The organism is Aeromonas rivuli (assembly GCF_020149575.1).
GTDB classification, from domain to species: domain Bacteria; phylum Pseudomonadota; class Gammaproteobacteria; order Enterobacterales; family Aeromonadaceae; genus Aeromonas; species Aeromonas rivuli.
This window is the reverse complement of sequence record NZ_CP079742.1, coordinates 221,766-240,558: the sequence shown is the minus strand read 5'-3', so window position 1 is coordinate 240,558 and position 18,793 is coordinate 221,766. Positions and strand designations below refer to the sequence as shown.

Annotated in this window: 15 protein-coding genes and 3 tRNA genes; 4 read left to right on the top strand and 14 right to left on the bottom strand. The window is 57.4% G+C overall.

Annotated features, from left to right (window positions below):
- Positions 1-76: 76 nt before the first annotated feature.
- From rpoB to KYK33_RS01025, 11 genes are all read right to left on the bottom strand, one after another.
- Entirely contained in the window at positions 77-4,105 is a 4,029-nt protein-coding gene (gene rpoB / locus KYK33_RS01075) for a DNA-directed RNA polymerase subunit beta (protein ID WP_042043659.1), read from the bottom strand.
- A 220-nt stretch (positions 4,106-4,325) separates the two neighbouring features.
- A complete protein-coding gene (gene rplL, locus KYK33_RS01070) occupies positions 4,326-4,688 on the bottom strand; it encodes a 50S ribosomal protein L7/L12 (RefSeq protein ID WP_042043660.1) in 363 nt (120 codons plus the stop codon).
- A gap of 51 nt (positions 4,689-4,739) precedes the next feature.
- On the bottom strand, positions 4,740-5,240 hold the full coding sequence (gene rplJ, locus KYK33_RS01065; protein WP_005901820.1) for a 50S ribosomal protein L10: 501 nt from the start codon (positions 5,238-5,240) through the stop codon (positions 4,740-4,742).
- Between the two features lie 247 nt (positions 5,241-5,487).
- Entirely contained in the window at positions 5,488-6,189 is a 702-nt protein-coding gene (gene rplA / locus KYK33_RS01060; protein WP_042043661.1) for a 50S ribosomal protein L1, read from the bottom strand.
- 4 nt (positions 6,190-6,193) lie between these two features.
- Positions 6,194-6,622, bottom strand: a complete 429-nt coding sequence (gene rplK, locus KYK33_RS01055) for a 50S ribosomal protein L11 (RefSeq protein WP_016352267.1) — start codon at positions 6,620-6,622, stop codon at positions 6,194-6,196.
- A 134-nt stretch (positions 6,623-6,756) separates the two neighbouring features.
- Positions 6,757-7,308, bottom strand: coding sequence for a transcription termination/antitermination protein NusG (gene nusG / locus KYK33_RS01050; RefSeq protein ID WP_005901813.1), 552 nt, complete (start codon positions 7,306-7,308; stop codon positions 6,757-6,759).
- 9 nt (positions 7,309-7,317) lie between these two features.
- The gene (secE, locus tag KYK33_RS01045) at positions 7,318-7,689 is read right to left on the bottom strand and encodes a preprotein translocase subunit SecE (RefSeq protein ID WP_005901810.1); all 372 of its coding nucleotides are present in this window, start codon (positions 7,687-7,689) and stop codon (positions 7,318-7,320) included.
- Positions 7,690-7,749: 60 nt separating this feature from the next.
- Positions 7,750-7,826, bottom strand: a tRNA-Trp gene (locus tag KYK33_RS01040).
- A 52-nt stretch (positions 7,827-7,878) separates the two neighbouring features.
- The gene (gene tuf, locus KYK33_RS01035) at positions 7,879-9,063 is read right to left on the bottom strand and encodes an elongation factor Tu (RefSeq protein ID WP_224431767.1); all 1,185 of its coding nucleotides are present in this window, start codon (positions 9,061-9,063) and stop codon (positions 7,879-7,881) included.
- Between the two features lie 172 nt (positions 9,064-9,235).
- A tRNA-Gly gene (locus tag KYK33_RS01030) sits at positions 9,236-9,310 on the bottom strand.
- A 38-nt stretch (positions 9,311-9,348) separates the two neighbouring features.
- Positions 9,349-9,433: transfer RNA gene (locus tag KYK33_RS01025), tRNA-Tyr, on the bottom strand.
- Between the two features lie 259 nt (positions 9,434-9,692).
- On the opposite strand from KYK33_RS01025, the gene coaA reads away from it, so the two are divergent.
- The gene (coaA, locus tag KYK33_RS01020; RefSeq protein ID WP_224431766.1) at positions 9,693-10,631 is read left to right on the top strand and encodes a type I pantothenate kinase; all 939 of its coding nucleotides are present in this window, start codon (positions 9,693-9,695) and stop codon (positions 10,629-10,631) included.
- A gap of 53 nt (positions 10,632-10,684) precedes the next feature.
- Here coaA and birA read toward each other — a convergent pair whose 3' ends face one another.
- Together birA and murB are read right to left on the bottom strand one after the other, a co-directional pair.
- Complete coding sequence (gene birA, locus KYK33_RS01015; protein ID WP_224431765.1) at positions 10,685-11,650, bottom strand: bifunctional biotin--[acetyl-CoA-carboxylase] ligase/biotin operon repressor BirA; 966 nt, start codon at positions 11,648-11,650, stop codon at positions 10,685-10,687.
- Positions 11,647-12,684 carry a UDP-N-acetylmuramate dehydrogenase gene (murB, locus tag KYK33_RS01010; RefSeq protein ID WP_224431764.1) on the bottom strand — a complete coding sequence of 346 codons (1,038 nt, stop codon included), beginning with the start codon at positions 12,682-12,684 and terminating at the stop codon, positions 11,647-11,649. Before murB ends, birA begins: the two co-directional genes overlap by 4 nt.
- A 484-nt stretch (positions 12,685-13,168) precedes the next feature.
- Here murB and KYK33_RS01005 point away from each other — a divergent pair, with 484 nt between their 5' ends.
- Together KYK33_RS01005 and KYK33_RS01000 are read left to right on the top strand one after the other, a co-directional pair.
- Positions 13,169-13,822, top strand: a complete 654-nt coding sequence (locus tag KYK33_RS01005; protein WP_042039944.1) for a potassium channel family protein — start codon at positions 13,169-13,171, stop codon at positions 13,820-13,822.
- Positions 13,819-15,177: a TrkH family potassium uptake protein gene (locus tag KYK33_RS01000; RefSeq protein WP_224431763.1), complete on the top strand. Its 1,359-nt coding sequence runs from the start codon at positions 13,819-13,821 to the stop codon at positions 15,175-15,177. Before KYK33_RS01005 ends, KYK33_RS01000 begins: the two co-directional genes overlap by 4 nt.
- A 94-nt stretch (positions 15,178-15,271) precedes the next feature.
- Here KYK33_RS01000 and KYK33_RS00995 read toward each other — a convergent pair whose 3' ends face one another.
- Complete coding sequence (locus tag KYK33_RS00995; RefSeq protein ID WP_224431762.1) at positions 15,272-17,260, bottom strand: DNA topoisomerase III; 1,989 nt, start codon at positions 17,258-17,260, stop codon at positions 15,272-15,274.
- Positions 17,261-17,644: 384 nt separating this feature from the next.
- Between KYK33_RS00995 and KYK33_RS00990 the strand changes: the two genes are divergently transcribed.
- On the top strand, positions 17,645-18,775 hold the full coding sequence (locus KYK33_RS00990; protein ID WP_042039941.1) for a NapC/NirT family cytochrome c: 1,131 nt from the start codon (positions 17,645-17,647) through the stop codon (positions 18,773-18,775).
- Positions 18,776-18,793 lie beyond the last annotated feature (18 nt).

Sequence of the window (18,793 nt, the reverse complement as noted above, 5' to 3'; positions counted from 1 at the left end):
GGAGTCTAACCTCGGCGCCCCTACTGCCAAAGCAGCGGGGCGCCCACGTCAATTCTCGAACAATAAGAGCGGACTCTTACTCTTCGTCCAGCTCGATGTTGATACCCAGAGAGCGGATTTCCTTCAACAATACGTTGAAGGATTCGGGCATGCCCGGCTCCATACGGTGGTCGCCATCCACGATGTTCTTGTACATCTTGGTACGGCCATTCACATCGTCAGACTTGACGGTCAGCATCTCTTGCAGAGTGTATGCCGCACCGTAAGCCTCCAGGGCCCACACTTCCATCTCACCGAACCGCTGACCACCGAACTGTGCCTTACCACCCAGCGGCTGCTGGGTAACCAGGCTGTAGGAGCCGGTAGAACGCGCATGCATCTTGTCGTCTACCAAGTGGTTCAGCTTCAGCATGTACATGTAACCCACCGTGACCTTGCGCTCAAAGGTGTTACCAGTACGGCCGTCGAACAGGGAGATCTGACCGGATTCCGGCAGATCAGCCAGTTTCAGCAAGGCTTTGATTTCGTGCTCTTTGGCGCCATCAAAGACCGGCGTGGCGACTGGCAGACCATTACGCAGGTTCCCGACCAGGGTACGCACGTCGTCATCAGACAGCTCGGCGATGTTCACTTGCTGGCCATCCTTCTCGCCCAGGTCATAGACCTGTTGCAAGAATTCACGCATCTCGTGCAGCTTGCGCTGCTCTTTGATCATGCGATCGATCTTCTCGCCGATGCCCTTGGCCGCGAGGCCCAGATGCACTTCGAGGATCTGACCGATGTTCATACGGGACGGTACGCCCAGCGGGTTCAGTACGATGTCGACCGGACGGCCGAACTCGTCATGGGGCATATCCTCGACCGGGCAGATCTTGGAGATAACACCCTTGTTACCGTGACGGCCCGCCATCTTGTCACCCGGTTGGATGCGACGCTTGACTGCCAGGTAAACCTTGACGATTTTCAGTACGCCCGGCGCCAGATCATCACCCTGGATAATCTTGCGACGTTTGTTCTCGAACTTCTTGTCGAAGTCGGCACGCAGCTCGATGTGCTGTTCGGCGATCTGCTCCAGTTCGATCTGCTTGGCTTCATCTTCGATGGCCAATTCAAACCACTTGGTGCGATCCAGCTTGTTCAGACGATCTTCGCTGTAGCCGGCAGCCAGCAACAGGTTGCGAGTACGGCCAAATACGCCGTCTTCCAGGATCTTGAACTCTTCGGTCAAGTCCTTCTTCGCTTCCTTGAGCTGCATCTCTTCGATTTCTTTGGCGCGCTTGTCTTTTTCCACGCCATCGCGGGTAAAGACTTGCACGTCAACCACGGTACCGTACACACCGTTCGGTACACGCAGGGAAGAGTCCTTCACGTCGGACGCTTTCTCACCGAAGATGGCGCGCAGCAGCTTCTCTTCCGGGGTCAGCTGGGTTTCACCTTTCGGTGTTACCTTGCCAACCAGGATGTCGCCGCCCTTCACTTCGGCACCCACGTAGACGATACCGGACTCGTCCAGCTTGGACAGTGCGGCTTCACCCACGTTCGGGATGTCGGCAGTGATCTCTTCCGGACCCAGCTTGGTGTCACGGGAGATACAGGCCAGTTCCTGGATATGGATGGTGGTCAGGCGATCTTCCTGTACCACACGCTCGTTTACCAAGATCGAATCTTCGAAGTTGTAACCGTTCCACGGCATGAAGGCGACGCGCAGGTTTTGGCCCAGCGCCAGTTCGCCCAGGTCGGTAGACGGGCCATCGGCCAAGACGTCACCGGCCATCACCGGCTCACCCAACATCACGCAAGGACGTTGGTTGATACAGGTGTTCTGGTTGGAACGGGTGTACTTGGTCAGGTTGTAGATGTCGATGCCGGCTTCGCCTGGCAGCAGCTCATCTTCATTGACCCGCAGCACGATACGGGAGGCATCGACATAGTCGATCACGCCGCCACGCTTGGCCACGACGGTCACACCGGAGTCAACGGCTACGGCGCGTTCCATGCCGGTACCTACCAGCGGCTTGTCGGCACGCAGGGTCGGCACGGCTTGACGTTGCATGTTCGAACCCATCAGGGCTCGGTTAGCATCATCGTGTTCCAGGAAGGGGATCAGGGCCGCTGCCACAGAGACAATCTGTTGCGGGCTCACGTCCATATACTGGATCTGATCGGCGTTCATGAAGGTGGATTCACCCTTATGGCGGCACGGGATCAGTTCATCTTTCAGGCGACCATCTTCGGACGCGGCCGCATTGGCCTGAGCGATGACGTATTTGCCTTCTTCGATGGCAGACAGGTAATCCACTTCGTCGGTGATCAGACCGTCGATAACCTTGCGATACGGGGTCTCGAGGAAACCGTACTCGTTGGTGCGTGAATAGACTGACAGCGAGTTGATCAGACCGATGTTCGGACCTTCAGGGGTCTCGATGGGGCACAGACGACCGTAGTGAGTCGGGTGCACATCTCGAACTTCAAAGCCGGCGCGCTCACGAGTCAGACCACCTGGGCCCAACGCAGAGATACGACGCTTGTGGGTCACTTCGGACAGCGGGTTGTTCTGGTCCATGAACTGGGACAACTGGCTGGAACCGAAGAACTCTTTGACGGCGGCGGAGATCGGCTTGGCGTTGATCAGATCCTGCGGCATCAGGGTGTCGAGGTCGCCCAGGGACAGACGCTCTTTCACCGCACGCTCAACACGGACCAGACCGACGCGGAACTGGTTCTCGGCCATCTCACCGACGGAACGAATACGACGGTTACCCAGGTGGTCGATATCGTCCACCTCGTCATTGCCGTTACGGATGTCGATCAGGCGCTTCATGACTTCGACGATATCGTCTTTGGTCAGCACACCCACACCGGTCTCATCTTCACGAGAGAGACGACGGTTGAACTTCATCCGACCCACGGTAGACAGGTCGTAACGCTCGGAAGAGAAGAACAGGTTCTCGAACAGCTGCTCTGCCGCTTCGCGGGTGGGCGGCTCGCCCGGACGCATCATGCGATAGATTTCGACCAGCGCTTCCAAACGATTGGAGCTGTTGTCGATACGCAGGGTCTCGGACATGTAAGCACCGTGATCCAGTTCATTGGTGAACAGAACCTCGAAGTGCTTGAAGCCGGCTTGGGACAGGTTGGCAACCGCTTCCAGGCTCAATGCCTGGTTGGCAGTCACGACCATTTCGCCAGTCTGGGGATGTGCGTAGTTCTTGGCGACAACTTTGCCAACAACATACTCCACCGGCACCTCAATCTGGGTGATGGCGTCTTTTTCAAGCTGACGGATGTGGCGTGCAGTCACACGACGACCGGTCTCGACGACCACAGTGCCATTGGCAATGATGTCGAAGGTCGCGGTTTCGCCACGCAGACGCTCGGGCACCAGATCCATCATCAACTTGCCATCTTTCACTTCGAAACCGATGGTCTCGAAGAAGGTGGCCAGGATTTCTTCGGATCCGAAGTCCAGGGCGCGCAGAATAATGGACGCTGGCAGTTTACGACGACGGTCGATACGGACAAACAGGTTGTCTTTTGCATCGAACTCGAAGTCCAGCCAGGAGCCACGGTAGGGGATAACGCGGGCGTTATACAGCACCTTACCGGATGAATGAGTTTTGCCTTTATCGTGGTCGAAGAAGACGCCCGGGCTGCGGTGCAGCTGGGAGACAATGACCCGCTCGGTACCATTGATAACAAAGGTGCCGTTTTCGGTCATGAGCGGAATTTCGCCCATGTAAACTTCTTGTTCCTTGATGTCTTTGACGGTGCCGGCAGCTGCTTCACGGTCGTACAGAACCATACGAAGCTTGACACGCAGCGGCGCGGAGTAGGTCACTCCACGGATCTGGCATTCTTTTACGTCAAATACCGGCTCACCCAGGCGATAGCTGACATACTGAAGCTCAGCACTACCGGAGTAACTGGTGATCGGGAAAACGCTACGGAAAGCGGCCTCTAGGCCATATTCACCTTCCGGGTCAGCCTCGATGAACTGCTTGAAGGAGTCCAGCTGAATGGACAACAGATAAGGCGTGTCCAGTACCTGGTCTCGCTTACCGAAGTCCTTACGAATGCGTTTTTTTTCGGTATAAGAGTAAACCATAGGGTTCCTCAGCTCGCTGATAAGTGACCCACTCTGTCCCGCAGGACAGCTCTGTCTCAACACCGTTTTGTGTTGACCGGGCGATAATGCGGCCCGGGTTGCTGGTGCACCGAGAGTCGCAAACGGTGTGAAAATGCTCTCAGTCTACAGCGCAAAAAGGCTGGTGAATGAAATTCACCAGCCTTGCCTGTTTTATCAGGCTAATCTACATGAATGCAGATTATTTGATCTCAACAGCAGCACCGGCAGCTTCCAGCTCTTTCTTCAGAGCTTCAGCTTCGTCTTTGGAGATGCCTTCTTTCAGGTTGGCCGGAGCGGACTCAACCAGATCTTTAGCTTCTTTCAGGCCCAGGCCGGTAGCGCCACGAACGGCTTTGATAACGGCAACTTTGTTGGCACCGATAGCAGTCAGAACTACGTCGAACTCGGTTTTCTCTTCTACTGCTTCAGCAGCCGGACCGGCAGCAACAGCAACAGCGGCAGAAACACCGAACTTCTCTTCCATAGCTTCGATCAGCTCAACAACTTCCATTACGGACATGGAAGCAACGGCTTCGATGATTTGGTCTTTAGTGATAGACATGACAAAAATTCCTGATGTTGAATAAACTCAAACAACCTAAATAGGTAAGAATCAAGCAGCAGCTTGCTTCTGATCGCGGACAGCAGCGATAGTACGAACCAGCTTGCCAGCTGAGGCTTCCTTCATGGTAGCCATCAACTTCGAGATTGCTTCGTCGTAAGTCGGCAGTGTAGCCAGACGATCAATTTGTGCTGCGGCGATAAACTCACCGTTAAAAGCGCCAGCCTTGATTTCGAACTTTTGGTTCGCTTTGGCAAACTCTTTGAACAGACGAGCGGCAGCGCCCGGGTGTTCGTTAGAGAAAGCAATCAAGGTCGGACCGGTCAATACGTCGTTCAGGCACTCGTATTCGGTACCTTCTACCGCGCGACGCAGCAGGGTGTTACGCACTACACGTATGTACACACCGGCTTCACGAGCGGTTTTACGCAGGACGGTCATCTTGTCTACAGTGACACCGCGAGAATCGGCAACAACTGCGGACAGTGCGCCTTTGGCAGCTTCGTTGACTTCAGCAACAATTGCCTTTTTGTCTTCGAGTCCTAATGCCATTGGCTTAGCTCCTGGATTGAATCTGGGCCACCGAGACCCAGAACTGATACATCCCTCTGAAAACAGAGGAAACGATGCGGTGGCAGGATTCCAGAAGAGAAAATTTTCTCGCTGGGTTTCCGGCACCGTCTACGCAGGAAATATTAAGGTGTTGCCACCTCCTGCGGTCTTGGACGGAGGTCGAAACCCCCAACCAATCAAGGCGCAAAATTATAGATTAAATTTTGCGCCTTGTAAAATCCATCAATTAGGCCTGAGCTTCCAGAGAAGCTTGGTCTACAGCAACACCGGCACCCATGGTGGTGGAGATGCTGACTTTCTTGATGAAGATGCCTTTGGCGGAAGAGGGTTTGCCTTTTTTCAGGGCAACCAGCAGAGCTTCCAAGTTTTCTTTCAGCTGAACTTCGTTGAAAGAAACCTTACCCAGAGTGGTATGGATGATACCATTCTTGTCATTGCGGTAACGGACCTGACCGGCTTTGGCGTTCTTGACAGCCTCAGCAACGTTCGGGGTCACGGTGCCCACTTTCGGGTTAGGCATCAGGCCACGTGGACCCAGGATCTGGCCCAGTTGACCAACAACGCGCATGGCATCCGGGGATGCGATCACGACGTCGAAGTTCATCTCGCCTTTTTTGACCAGCTCAGCCAGGTCGTCCATACCAACCAGTTCAGCACCGGCAGCTTTAGCAGCTTCGGCGTTGGCACCCTGGGTGAATACGGCAACGCGAACGTCACGACCAGTACCGTGCGGCAGCACAGTGGCGCCACGGACGTTTTGGTCGGATTTACGAGCGTCGATACCCAGGTTGACAGCAACGTCAACGCTTTCAACGAACTTGGCAGTAGCCAGTTCTTTCAGCAGGGCAATGGCTTCGTTGATGCCGTACTCTTTGGTACCGTCAACTTTTTCGCGAATAACGCGCATACGCTTGGAAATTTTAGCCATTGTCTTAATCCTCCACTACCAGACCCATGGAACGAGCGGAGCCTGCGATGCAACGTACTTTTGCATCCAGATCGGCACCAGTCATATCCGGTTCTTTGGTCTTGGCAATTTCTTGCAGCTGAGCAACAGTCACCTTACCAACCTTGTCTTTGTTCGGCTTGGCGGAACCAGACTGGATACCGGCAGCTTTCTTCAGCAGGAAGGAAGCAGGCGGAGTCTTGGTTTCGAAGGTGAAGGAACGGTCACTGTAAACGGTGATCACGACCGGAGTCGGTGAACCTTTTTCCAGCTTCTCTGTACGGGCGTTGAACGCTTTACAGAATTCCATGATGTTGACACCGTGCTGACCCAGGGCCGGACCGACGGGGGGGCTTGGGTTGGCACTGCCAGCTTTAACTTGCAGCTTGATATAAGCTGTGACTTTCTTAGCCATTAGAAAAATACCTCAAAAATGGGTTCAAACGCCTCGGAGACATGCTCCTGCAAACGGCTCCCCAGCTAATAAAGGGGCAGCGAATTATAGAGATAATCGCTGCCCCTGACAACCGTTAAACGTACAGAATTCAATCAGCCTTTTTCGACCTGACCAAAATCCAGTTCTACCGGTGTTGAACGGCCGAAGATCAGAACGGAAACCTTCACGCGGCTCTTTTCGTAATCCACTTCTTCGACAGTGCCGTTGAAGTCCGCGAAGGGACCATCGGCAACCCGTACCATCTCACCCGGTTCAAACAGGGTCTTGGGACGCGGCTTGTCGTGGGAATCTTGCAGACGATTGAGGATGGCATCGGCTTCTTTGTCGGAAATCGGTGCCGGGCGATCGGAGGTGCCACCGATGAAGCCCATTACACGCGGCACATTACGTACCAAGTGCCAGGTGGTTTCATCCATCAGCATCTGAACCAGCACATAGCCCGGGAAGAACTTGCGCTCGCTCTTGCGCTTCTGGCCAGCACGCATTTCGACCACTTCCTCGGTCGGTACCAGCACTTCGCCAAACATCTCTTCCATGCCATGCATCTTGATATGTTCGCGCAGGGATTTCGCAACACGGCCTTCATAGCCGGAGAATGCCTGTACGACATACCATCTCATACGTTGTTCACGTTGTTCAGTCATGGCTAATCCTTACACACCGGTAATCAAGTTGACCAACCAGACCAGAGCGCCGTCCAGAAGGAACAACAGCAAGCCCATGATGGCAGTAACCGCCAGCACAATCAGCGTTGTCTGAATGGCTTCCTGGCGGGTTGGCCATACGACCTTGCGGACTTCCAGGCGAGACTCACGGGCAAAAGCCAATGTTGCCTTACCCTTAGTGGTTTGCAGGGCTACCGCACCAGCGGCAGCAATGACAACGACCACACCCAAGGCGCGGACGGCAGCGAGCACATCGTGCAGCAGGTAATTACCCACTACAGCGGCCGCCAGGATGATGAAAACCAGGCCCCAAAGCAGGGTATCCTTGCTTCCGCCCTGATTCTCAGAACTCACATTCATACAACCTACCTGTATCTGACATTACCAAAGACACAAAAGCCCCGTACGAGACGAGGTGCATGGCAGGGGCGGAGGGATTCGAACCCCCAACCATCGGTTTTGGAGACCGCTGTTCTACCAATTCGAACTACGCCCCTGCATAAGAAAGCCCCTATTATAGGGGCTTTGCTTTATTTATGTAAGCCAAGATTAAGCGATCACGCTTGCAACAACACCAGCACCTACGGTACGGCCACCTTCACGGATAGCGAAACGCAGACCGTCGTCCATCGCGATCGGCGCGATCAGGGTAACAACCATTTTGATGTTGTCGCCTGGCATTACCATTTCAACGCCTTCCGGCAGTTCGATGGTACCGGTCACGTCGGTAGTACGGAAGTAGAACTGAGGACGGTAGCCTTTGAAGAACGGGGTATGACGACCACCTTCTTCTTTGGACAGTACGTACACTTCAGATTCAAACTTGGTGTGCGGCTTGATAGAACCCGGCTTGGCCAGTACTTGACCACGCTCTACGTCTTCACGCTTAACACCACGCAGCAGCGCGCCAACGTTCTCACCGGCACGGCCTTCGTCCAGCAGTTTGCGGAACATTTCAACACCGGTACAGGTAGTGGTCACGGTATCTTTGATACCGACGATTTCTACAGACTCACCGACTTTCACGATACCGCGCTCAACACGACCGGTTACTACGGTACCACGGCCAGCGATGGAGAAGACGTCTTCGATTGGCATCAGGAACGGCATGTCGATCGCGCGCTCCGGCTCAGGGATATAGGAATCCAGGAAGCCAGCCAGCTCGATGATTTTCTCTTCCCAAGCAGCGTCGCCTTCCAGCGCTTTCAGCGCGGAACCACGGATCACCGGCAGGTCATCACCCGGGAAGTCATACTCGGTCAGCAGTTCACGAACTTCCATCTCGACCAGTTCGAGCAGCTCTTCGTCATCGACCATGTCGCACTTGTTCATGAACACGATCATGTACGGGATACCAACCTGGCGACCCAGCAGGATGTGCTCACGAGTCTGCGGCATCGGGCCGTCAGTCGCTGCAACAACCAGGATTGCGCCATCCATCTGGGCAGCACCGGTGATCATGTTTTTAACGTAGTCGGCGTGACCCGGGCAATCTACGTGCGCGTAGTGGCGGTTCGGGGTGTCGTATTCTACGTGGGAGGTGTTGATGGTGATACCACGCTCACGCTCTTCCGGGGCCTTGTCGATCTGGTCGAAGGCGAAGGCTTTACCACCGTAGTGCTTGGCCAGCACGTTGGTGATGGCGGCGGTCAGGGTGGTTTTACCGTGGTCAACGTGGCCGATGGTACCCACGTTTACGTGCGGTTTATTACGTTCAAATTTTTCTTTAGACATGATCGACCCTCTAAACTAACGCTGAGTACGCAGTGGCAAGCTAACCACAGAACAGTTTATATGATGGATTTGAATTGGGTGGGGAAGAGAAGCGGGTACTGACAGGCCGATTTGAACTGCCGACCTCACCCGAGGCATGGCTCCTGGCATTGCCTGAGCCATATCAGCATCTTGGAGCGGGCAGCGGGAATCGAACCCGCATCATCAGCTTGGAAGGCTGAGGTAATAGCCATTATACGATGCCCGCATTTCTCTAACCCAAAGCACTCAAACCGCAGAGAAATATGGTGGAGGGAGAAGGATTCGAACCTTCGAAGGCAGAGCCGTCAGATTTACAGTCTGATCCCTTTGGCCACTCGGGAACCCCTCCGTACTCGATTGTCACAACGGTAATTCTGCTTGCACCCGCTGCTTTGTCGCCTTTGCCTGGCAAATGGACGACAGACATCTAAGCGTCGCGCATTTTATTGTAAGGTTTTTAGCGATGCAACTGTTGCGGTTGGCAAAATGGCGATTATTGCCATGTTCCCGCCAAAAAAACGGCCCTGCCCTCACGATCCCGACGCGTCCCTTGTCGCTCTCCCCCCCTTGGTGTATGGTCGCCCTGCCCCAAAAACAGTGATGAGCCCATGACGACAGAGCACAATCCCTATCTGCAATTCACCCGCGAACAGTGGGCTGTGTTGCGCGATGCGGTCCCCCTGACCCTGACAGAAATCGATCTCAAAACCTTGAGAGGCATCAACGAGAAGGTGTCACTGCGGGAAGTGGAGGAGATCTATCTGCCGTTGTCACGGCTGCTCAATCTCTACGTCAAGGCCAAGCAGCGCCGTAGTCGGGTGCTGGAGCAGTTTCTCGGCCAGTCCAGGGGCAAGGTGCCTTATGTTATCAGCATTGCGGGCAGTGTGGCGGGGGGCAAGAGCACCACGGCTCGTATCATGCAAGCCTTGCTGGAACGCTGGCCCGAACACCCCAGGGTCGAGCTGGTCACCACTGATGGTTTCCTCTATCCCAACAAGGTGTTGGAAGAGCGTGGGCTGATGCGCCGCAAAGGCTTCCCCGAATCCTATGATATCCGTCGTTTGGTGGAGTTTGTTGCCAACATTCGCGCCGGTCACGAACGGGTCGAGGCCCCCGTCTACTCTCACCTCATCTATGACGTATTGCCCGATGAGACCAAGGTGGTGGAACAGCCAGACATCTTGATCCTGGAGGGGCTCAATGTGTTGCAAAGCGGCATGGACTACCCTCTGGAGCCGCATCGGGTGTTTGTCTCCGATTTCGTCGATTTCTCCATCTATGTGGACGCCGATGCCGAGCTGTTGCGTACCTGGTATATAGAACGCTTCCTCAAGTTTCGCAGCGGCGCCTTCTCGGATCCTGACTCCTACTTCCACCATTACGCCCAGTTGGCCGAGAGCGAAGCGACCCGGATTGCCAGCAACATATGGCAAGAGATCAACCACCTGAATCTTGAAGAGAACATACTGCCCACCCGGGAGCGGGCCAACCTGATCCTCACCAAGGGTGCAGAGCACGCCATCGAGCAGATCAAGCTGCGCAAATAGCGAGAGGGGGCCAACGCCCCCTCTTTCCATTTCGGCAAAGCACAGTGTTCGCCTCAGTCCCCACGGCGCAGCGACAACTCCCCACCCAGATAGAATTTGATCCCTTCAGCGGTTTCCAGCCGCAAGGCGCCGCGATCATCGATGCCGCGTTCGATGCCACGGATCTCCTGTTCCCCCATCAGCAGCCGCACCGGCCGACCTGCGAAGTGATCGAGCCGGTTCCAGTCAGCAACGAAGTCGCCGAGGCCCGACTGCTCGAACCTCGCCATGGCCTGCTGCAGCGAGGTGATGATCCTGGCGGCCAGCAGGTTACGATCGAGCAGTTCCGGCTGGATATGGCGCAGCTCGGCCCAGGCCTGATCGATCTTCTCCCCCTCCCGCTCCGGCATGGCTAGATTGAGGCCGATGCCGATCACCAGATTGCAGCTCGCACCCGCGCTGCCGCTAATCTCCACCAGAATGCCTGCCAATTTTCGGCCTTGATAATAGAGGTCATTCGGCCATTTCAGCTCGACCCCGTGATAGCCGAGGGATTCGAGCGCCTCGACCACAGCCACCCCAACCGCCAGACTCAGGCCCATGGCCGCCGCCATCCCCTGCTCGAGCCGCCAATACATACTGAGCAGCAGTTGACAGCCAAAGGGGGAGACCCAGGGCTTGCCGCGACGGCCCCGCCCCGCAGTCTGGCACTCGGCCAGGCAGCATTCGCCGGATCTCAGACTCGCCACCCGATCCAGCAGATATTGGTTGGTAGAATCGATGACGTTGTAGACATGGACGGGGGCCAGCGGTATCGCCGATTGCAGCTGTGCCTGATCGTAAAGGGCAAGGGGACAGGCGAGCCGATAGCCCTTGCCCGTCAGGCTGAACAAGTCCAACCCCAGTCCCTTGAGGGCCGCCATGTGTTTGCTGACGGCAGCGCGGCTGATGCCAAGCTGTTCGCCAAGCTGTTCGCCGGAATGGAACTGGCCATCGCTGAGCAGGCCGATCAGGGTTTGTCGAATGGGCGTCAGGCTCATAGCAGCACCTCGTCGAGGCAAGTTTCGCCACGGGCGCCCATGAAGCGCACCTCATGCTCGAGCAGGACACCGAAGCGCTGCTGCACACTCTCACGCACATGAGCGGCCAGGGCGATCAGCTCGACGGCGCTCGCGCCGCCCCGATTGACCAGTACCAAGGCTTGCTGCCCATGAACCTGGGCGCCGCCGATGGCGAACCCCTTAAGTTCACACTGGTCAATCAGCCAGCCGGCGGCCAGCTTGCACAGCCCCTCTCCTGCCGGATAAACGGGCAGAGTGGGCCAGGTCGCCTTGAGGCGTTCAGCCTGAGCGGTGGGCACCACGGGGTTCTTGAAGAAGCTGCCAGCATTGCCGAGCACGGCCGGATCAGGCAGCTTGGCCATGCGGGTGGCACAGACCACATCGAAGATGGTCTGTGCACTCGGCGTATCACCCAGGGCGCCGAGGGGGCCATAGCCGAGCACAGCCACCCAGGCCTTGGGCAGCGCCAGTCCCACCGCAGTGATCAGGTGACTGTCCTGATAATCATGCTTGAAGATGCTGTCGCGATAGCCGAACTGACAGGCATCGGCGGGGATCCGCTCCTGCTCGCCGGTGTGCCAGTTGAAGGTATCCACATGGCGGCAGAAGGAGGCAAGCTCGACGCCGTAGGCACCGATGTTCTGCACCGGAGCGGCACCCACCGTGCCCGGGATCAACGCCAGATTCTCCAACCCCGGCATGCCCTGGGCCAGGGTGTGGCAGACCAGCTGGTGCCAGGATTCACCGGCGGACACCTGCAACAACCAGTGATCGCCACCATCCTCTACCTGAATGCCGAGCAGGCGGTTATGCACCACCACGCCGTCGAAATCACAGGTGAACAGCAGATTGCTGCCGCCTCCCAGTATGAGTCGGGGCAGCCCCAGAAATTGAGGATCGGCGGCCAAGGATGGCAACTCATCCACCTGATGGATCTCGGCCAGCCAGCGGCAGTGAGCCTGAAGGGAGAAGCTGTTGAGGGTGGACAAGTCGGCGTGGGCGGTGAGTTTCATCTGCGGATCCCGGCAATAACAGGCCGCCAGTCTACCTCAACTCGATAGATGACGAGAAATCCCCCGCTCGATTCTCCCTATTCCCCGGCAATTGAAGGCCCTCAAACTACCCTCAACTCGACACATGACGAGAAATCCCCCGCACCATTGTCCGCCGTCCCCAGTGATAACAGGCCCTCAAATCACCCCCAGCTCGATAGATGACGAGAAATCCCCCGCACCATTGTCCGCCGTCCCCGGTGATAACAGGCCCTCAAACCACCCTCAGCTCGACACATGACGAGAAATCCCCCGCTCGATTCCCCCTATTCCCCGGCAATGGCTGGCCCTCAAACCCCCTTCAATTCGATAGATGACGAGAAATCCCCCACCCATGGCGACCCATAAAAGCCCCCGGATCCCGGTTCTCGATGAATAATGCCCCTCTTTGCGGACTCACTCGGCTGGTTTAGAGTAGGCAAATCGCTCTCCTGAGGAAGTACTCATGAATAACCAATTTGCCGTCATCGGCCTGGGGCTGTTTGGCACGGCGCTGTGTGAAGAGCTGGAACGCCAGGATGCCGAGGTGCTGGCCATCGACATTGACGAGGTGAGAACCCGTCAGGTCGCCACCTTCTGCAGCCATGTGATAGTGGCAGACGCCACCGACGAGAATACCGTCGCCGAGCTGGGTCTGGCCGAATACGACATCGTCTTCGTCGCCATAGGTGACAGCCTGGAGACCAGCATTCTCACCACCCTCGTCCTCAAAGAGGCCGGCGTGAAGAAGGTGTGGGTCAAGGCCCGCGACAAGTTCCACGCCAAGATCCTCAAGAAAGTGGGCGCCGACAAGGTGATCAACCCCGAGTGGGACATGGGCCGCCGCATTGCCCAGAGCATGTTTGATACCCGGCTGGTCGATTATCTGGAGCTGGGCCACGACATGGTGCTGACCGAGTTCGTGATTGGCCTGCAGCTCAACGATCGCACCCTGGCCAATCTCGATCTGCTGCAGCAGACCGAATTCCAACTGCTGGCCATCAAGCGGGGCCAGGTGCTCCATAACGTGCTGACCGGCACCATGACACTGGCCCTCGGCGATATTCTGATCCTGGCTGGCAACAAGCACGCCATCGACCGCTGGCTGGACAAGCAATGAGCTCTCTCTGGCGCGACACCTATACCTTTGCCATACGCCCGGATACCGAGTCCCGCTGGAACGAACCCAAGCTCATCCTCGGCAGCTTCCTGATCATATTGCTGATAGGGACGCTGTTTCTGGCACAACCTTCCAGCCACAAAGGCGACGTCACCTTCATCAATGCCCTCTTTACCGCGACATCTGCCATCAGCGTGACCGGGTTGGGAGTGGTCGATACCGGCAGTGCCTTCACCCTGCAGGGCCAGCTCTTCCTGCTGGTGCTGATGGAGATCGGCGGGCTGGGACAGATGACCATGACGGTGCTGCTGCTGGCCCTGCTCAGCAAGCGCGTCGGCCTTCGCCAGCAAGTGCTCGCCAAGGAGGCTCTCGGCCAGGGGGGGTCAATCAACATAGTGCGGCTGGTCAAACGGATCATTCTCTTTGCCTTCCTGGCCCAGCTGATCGGCACCGCCATCATGGCCTTTCGCTGGGTGCCTGAGATGGGCTGGGCCCACGGTCTTTATGTCAGTTTCTTCCATGCCGCCTCGGCCTTTAACAACGCGGGTTTCTCGCTGTTTGCCAACAACCTCATGGACTACCGAGACGATCCTCTGATCAGTCTGACCGTCTGTGCCCTGCTGATCCTGGGTGGCATCGGCTTCACCGTCATCATGGATCTGGTGCGTACCCGCCGACTGCGCAGACTCAAGCTGCACAGCAAGCTGATGCTGGTGATGACCCCCGCCCTGCTGTTGATCGGGACCCTGATGTTCTGGCTGCTGGAGCGAGGCAACCCGGCCACCCTGGGCGGCCTTAGCCTGGGCAACCAGTGGCTGGCCGCCTTCTTCCAGTCCGCCACCGCCCGTACCGCCGGTTTCAATACCCTGGATCTGGGCCACTTCACCTCAGCCTCCCTGCTGTTCATGATGATGCTGATGTTTATCGGCGCAGGCACCACCTCCACCGGGGGCGGTATCAAGGTCACCACCTTCGCCGTGGTGATATTGGCCACTCGCGCCTTCCTCACCAAGCGTCCCCACATCACCGCCTTTGGCCGCACCATAGCGCCCCACGTCGTGACCCGCTCCCTGGCCATCATCATCGTCAGTGTGATGGTACTGATGCTGGCCATGTTCCTGCTGATGATCACCGAAGACCTTCCCTTCGATCGCATCATGTTCGAGACCATCTCGGCCTTTGCCACCGTGGGGCTCAGCACCGGGATCACGGCCCAGCTCAGCGAGCCGGGCAAGCTTATCCTGGTGATGGTGATGATATGCGGCCGTTTGGGTCCCCTGACCCTGGCCGTCATGCTGGCCAGGCCGAGCGAGACCCGCATCAAATACCCGGAAGAGAACGTACATACCGGCTAATGTGGCCGATGTGTGCCTGGGATATTGAGAACTGATATCACGAAGGGGCCCGAGGGCCCCTTTCATCTAACGACTCGTCATGCCAGCTTGGCCCTCAGCCCACCTTTGCCTTGACTGCCTTGCGAGGGGCGCTGCGATTTGAAGGCTTGGCCGCCGTCCCCGGCCTGGCAGCGGACTTTCGCCCGGCGCCACCCTTGCGGCGGGGGAAGGGAGTGCGTCCCGCACTCTCCTGAGGCAGGGCGCTAAAATCGGCGCCGGTGTTGTGGCGGGCACCGTCGATCAGCTGATGCAGCTGCGCCGTCAACGGATCCATAAACTGCTGATAGCTGCCATGGCGTTCGGCGATCTGACTCAGGCTCTGCTCCCAGAGCGCCGTCATGTCAGGGGTAGTCGCACTATCCGGCAGCGCCTGCACCAGGGCCCGGCCAGTAGCGGTCGCCTTGATACTCTTGCCCAGGCGATGCAGAAACTGGCGCTTGAACAGCAGATCGATGATGCCTGCCCGGGTTGCCTCCGTACCCAAGCCATCTGTGTCCCGCAGGGTCTTGCGAATGTTGGGATCCTGCACATAACGGGCGATGCCGGTCATGGCGGCAAGCAAACTGGCATCGGTGAACGCCTTGGGTGCCTGAGTCATCTTCTCCAGCAGTTCGCCTCGCTCACAGTGCAGCGTTTCTCCCTGGCGCAGGGCTGGCAGCGTGCCCACCTCTTCCTCATCATCCTCTTCAACCCCGAGCAGCGCCTTCCAGCCAGCCTTCAGAATGCGTCTGGCCTTGGCCTGGAAGAGGCCACCTTCGATGCGCAGCAACACCCGGCTGTCGTTGTACTCAAACGGCGGATAGAACTGCAGCAGATACTGGCGCGCCACCAGGGCGTAGATCTTGTTCTCATCCGCCGACAGTGTGCCGGCGTTGCCTCGTTTCTCGGTCGGAATGATGGCGTGATGGGCATCGACCTTGGCATCATTCCAGGCCTTGCTGCGCAGACTTCCCTTCGCCTGTGCGACGGCGCCCGCCAGGGGCGGCGCCGTCGCGGCAATGGCCTCCCGCACCCGGCCGGCCCTGTCGTAGTGCTCGGTCGGCAGATGACGGCTGTCAGATCTGGGATAGGTGATGAGTTTGTGTCGCTCGTACAGACTCTGGCAGATGTCGAGCACCCGCTTGGCGTCCATGCCAAAACGCTTGGCGGCATCGATCTGCAGGCTGGAGAGGTTGTAAGGCAGTGGTGGCGCCTGCTTGCGGGCCTGCTCTTCCACCTCCTCGACCAAGGCAGGTTTGCCTTCAATCCGTCGCACCACGTTTTCCGCCAGGGAGCGCTTCAATACCCTGCCCTCTTCATCTTGCCAGGGCTGGCAGGCCTCGGACGGCAGCCACTTGGCCGTAAAACTGTCACGACTCTGCGTCATCAGGTGCGCCAACACCTCGAAGAAGGGTTTAGGGACGAAGGCATCTATCTCCAGGTCCCGGCGCACCACCAGCCCCAGCAAGGGGGTCTGCACCCGGCCAACCGACAACAGGGCGCTGCAACCGGCCTTGCGACCAAGCAGGGTATAGGCGCGGGTCATGTTGATACCATAGAGCCAGTCGGCGCGGCTGCGCGCCAGGGCAGAGACGGCCAGCGGCACGAACTCCTTGTTATCGCGCAGGGTTTCCAGGGCACGGCGCACGGCAGGCGGATTGAGATCGCTGATGAGGCAACGCTGCACGGGTTTGTGCTTGGGATAACCAAGGTGAGCTATCACCTCATCCACCAGCAACTGCCCTTCCCGGTCCGGGTCACCGGCATTGACCACACAATCGGCTCGCTTGATCAGGCCCTTGATGGCGGTGAGCTGGCTACGGGTCTTGGGCTTGGCCACCAGCTGCCACTGCTCGGGGATGATGGGCAAAGGCTCCATACGCCACTGTTTGTAAGCGGCGTCATAGGCATCGGGCTCCGCCTGCTCCAGCAGATGGCCGATGCACCAGGTCACTACATCCCCCTGGGCTGTCTCTATGAATCCATCCCCCTTGATGTGGGGCTTGGGCAGCACATCGGCGATGGCTCGTCCCAGACTGGGTTTTTCCGCGATGAAGAGTCGCATGGCTGACGCCCCGAATACTGTATATGTAGCCAGTATACCCAGCCAAACGGTAAAGCCCAAGTCCGGCCAGAGCGGCCGAGCCGAACCTTGATGCGCCTCCTCCAGCAGAAGTTCCTCCCTCCCTGAACTAGGCTGCTAATGACCGTGCTTGGCCAATACGGCGCCTCAGCGGCTGTTGTCCCCCATTCGGCAGTCTTTGCCGCAGAGTCCAGATAGGCGAGGGGAAAGCAGGACTCATTTGTGAAAAATATTCAAAAATCTTTTATGCTATGAATTAAGAAACAGAAAAATAACGACTTTTTGGATTTCGCAATGATGGGTGTCAAGCTTTGACATCGGCCAAACTACTACCATATGGGTATTAATAACCTAGGAACTGCCACCATGCTTGGATCTCTTCTCAAGAAAACCTGGTTCTGGCTCCTGCTGCTCGGGGCCTTGCTGGGCGTCGCGGCACTGGGCGTCACCGCCACCATACTGCACAAGACCAGCTCGACCGAATTCTGCGTCTCCTGCCATTCGATGCAGACGCCGCTGGCCGAGTATCAGGGCAGCGTCCACTTCCAGAACAGCAAGGGCATACGCGCCGAGTGTGCGGATTGCCATATCCCGGGGGATCCTACCTCTTATCTGTGGACCAAGATCCGCGCCGTGAAGGACATTTACCACGAGGCGATCGGCACCCTGGATACCCCGGAAAAGTATCAGGAACGCAAGCTGTTGATGGCTCAACACGTCTGGGATGAACTCAAGGCCAACGACTCGGCCACCTGCCGCAGCTGCCACAGTTATGAGGCCATGGACATCCTGGCCCAGCGCCCCAACGCCCGCGCCGAACACCCGGTCGCCATCAAGGAGGGGCAGACCTGCATCGATTGTCACAGGGGCGTGGCTCACATCATGCCGGACATGAGCGGTCTGGCTGCCGCCGGAGCGAGCGAACTGGCTCAGGCTGCCGCCAAGACTCCCGCTGATGTCACCACCCGCTACGCCATCGCGACCACGCCACTGTTCATGGATGCCAAGAGCGATGCCAATCAGGGCAACCTGATGCCTTCGACCCAGGTGCAGATCCTCGGCAGTGACAACGGCCGCGCCCAGGTCGAGATCGCCGGCTGGCAGCAAGATGGCGTCGCCGACGTCTTCTACGCCGCTCCCGGCAAGCGCATCCTGAGTGCCCTGCTCGGTGATGAGGCCAAGCAACAGCTGGTCACAGGAAAGAGTGAGACCGATGCCAGCACCAATCTTACCTGGCACCAGGTCAAGCTGACCGCCTGGGTTGACCAGAGCCAGCTCATCGGCGATCAAGACAAGTTGTGGCAGTACGCCTCCTCCCTGATGTCCGCCAACTGCACCGGCTGCCACGGCCTGACCGCCCTGGATCACTTCAATGCGAACCAGTGGATAGGCGTCATCAAGGGCATGGAGCCCCGCACCTCCCTCACTCCCGAGCAGGCGCGCATGTTGACCCAATACGTGCAAAAACATGCCAGTGACATGAATTCGGCCCTCTAAGGCAGGACACTAAGGAAT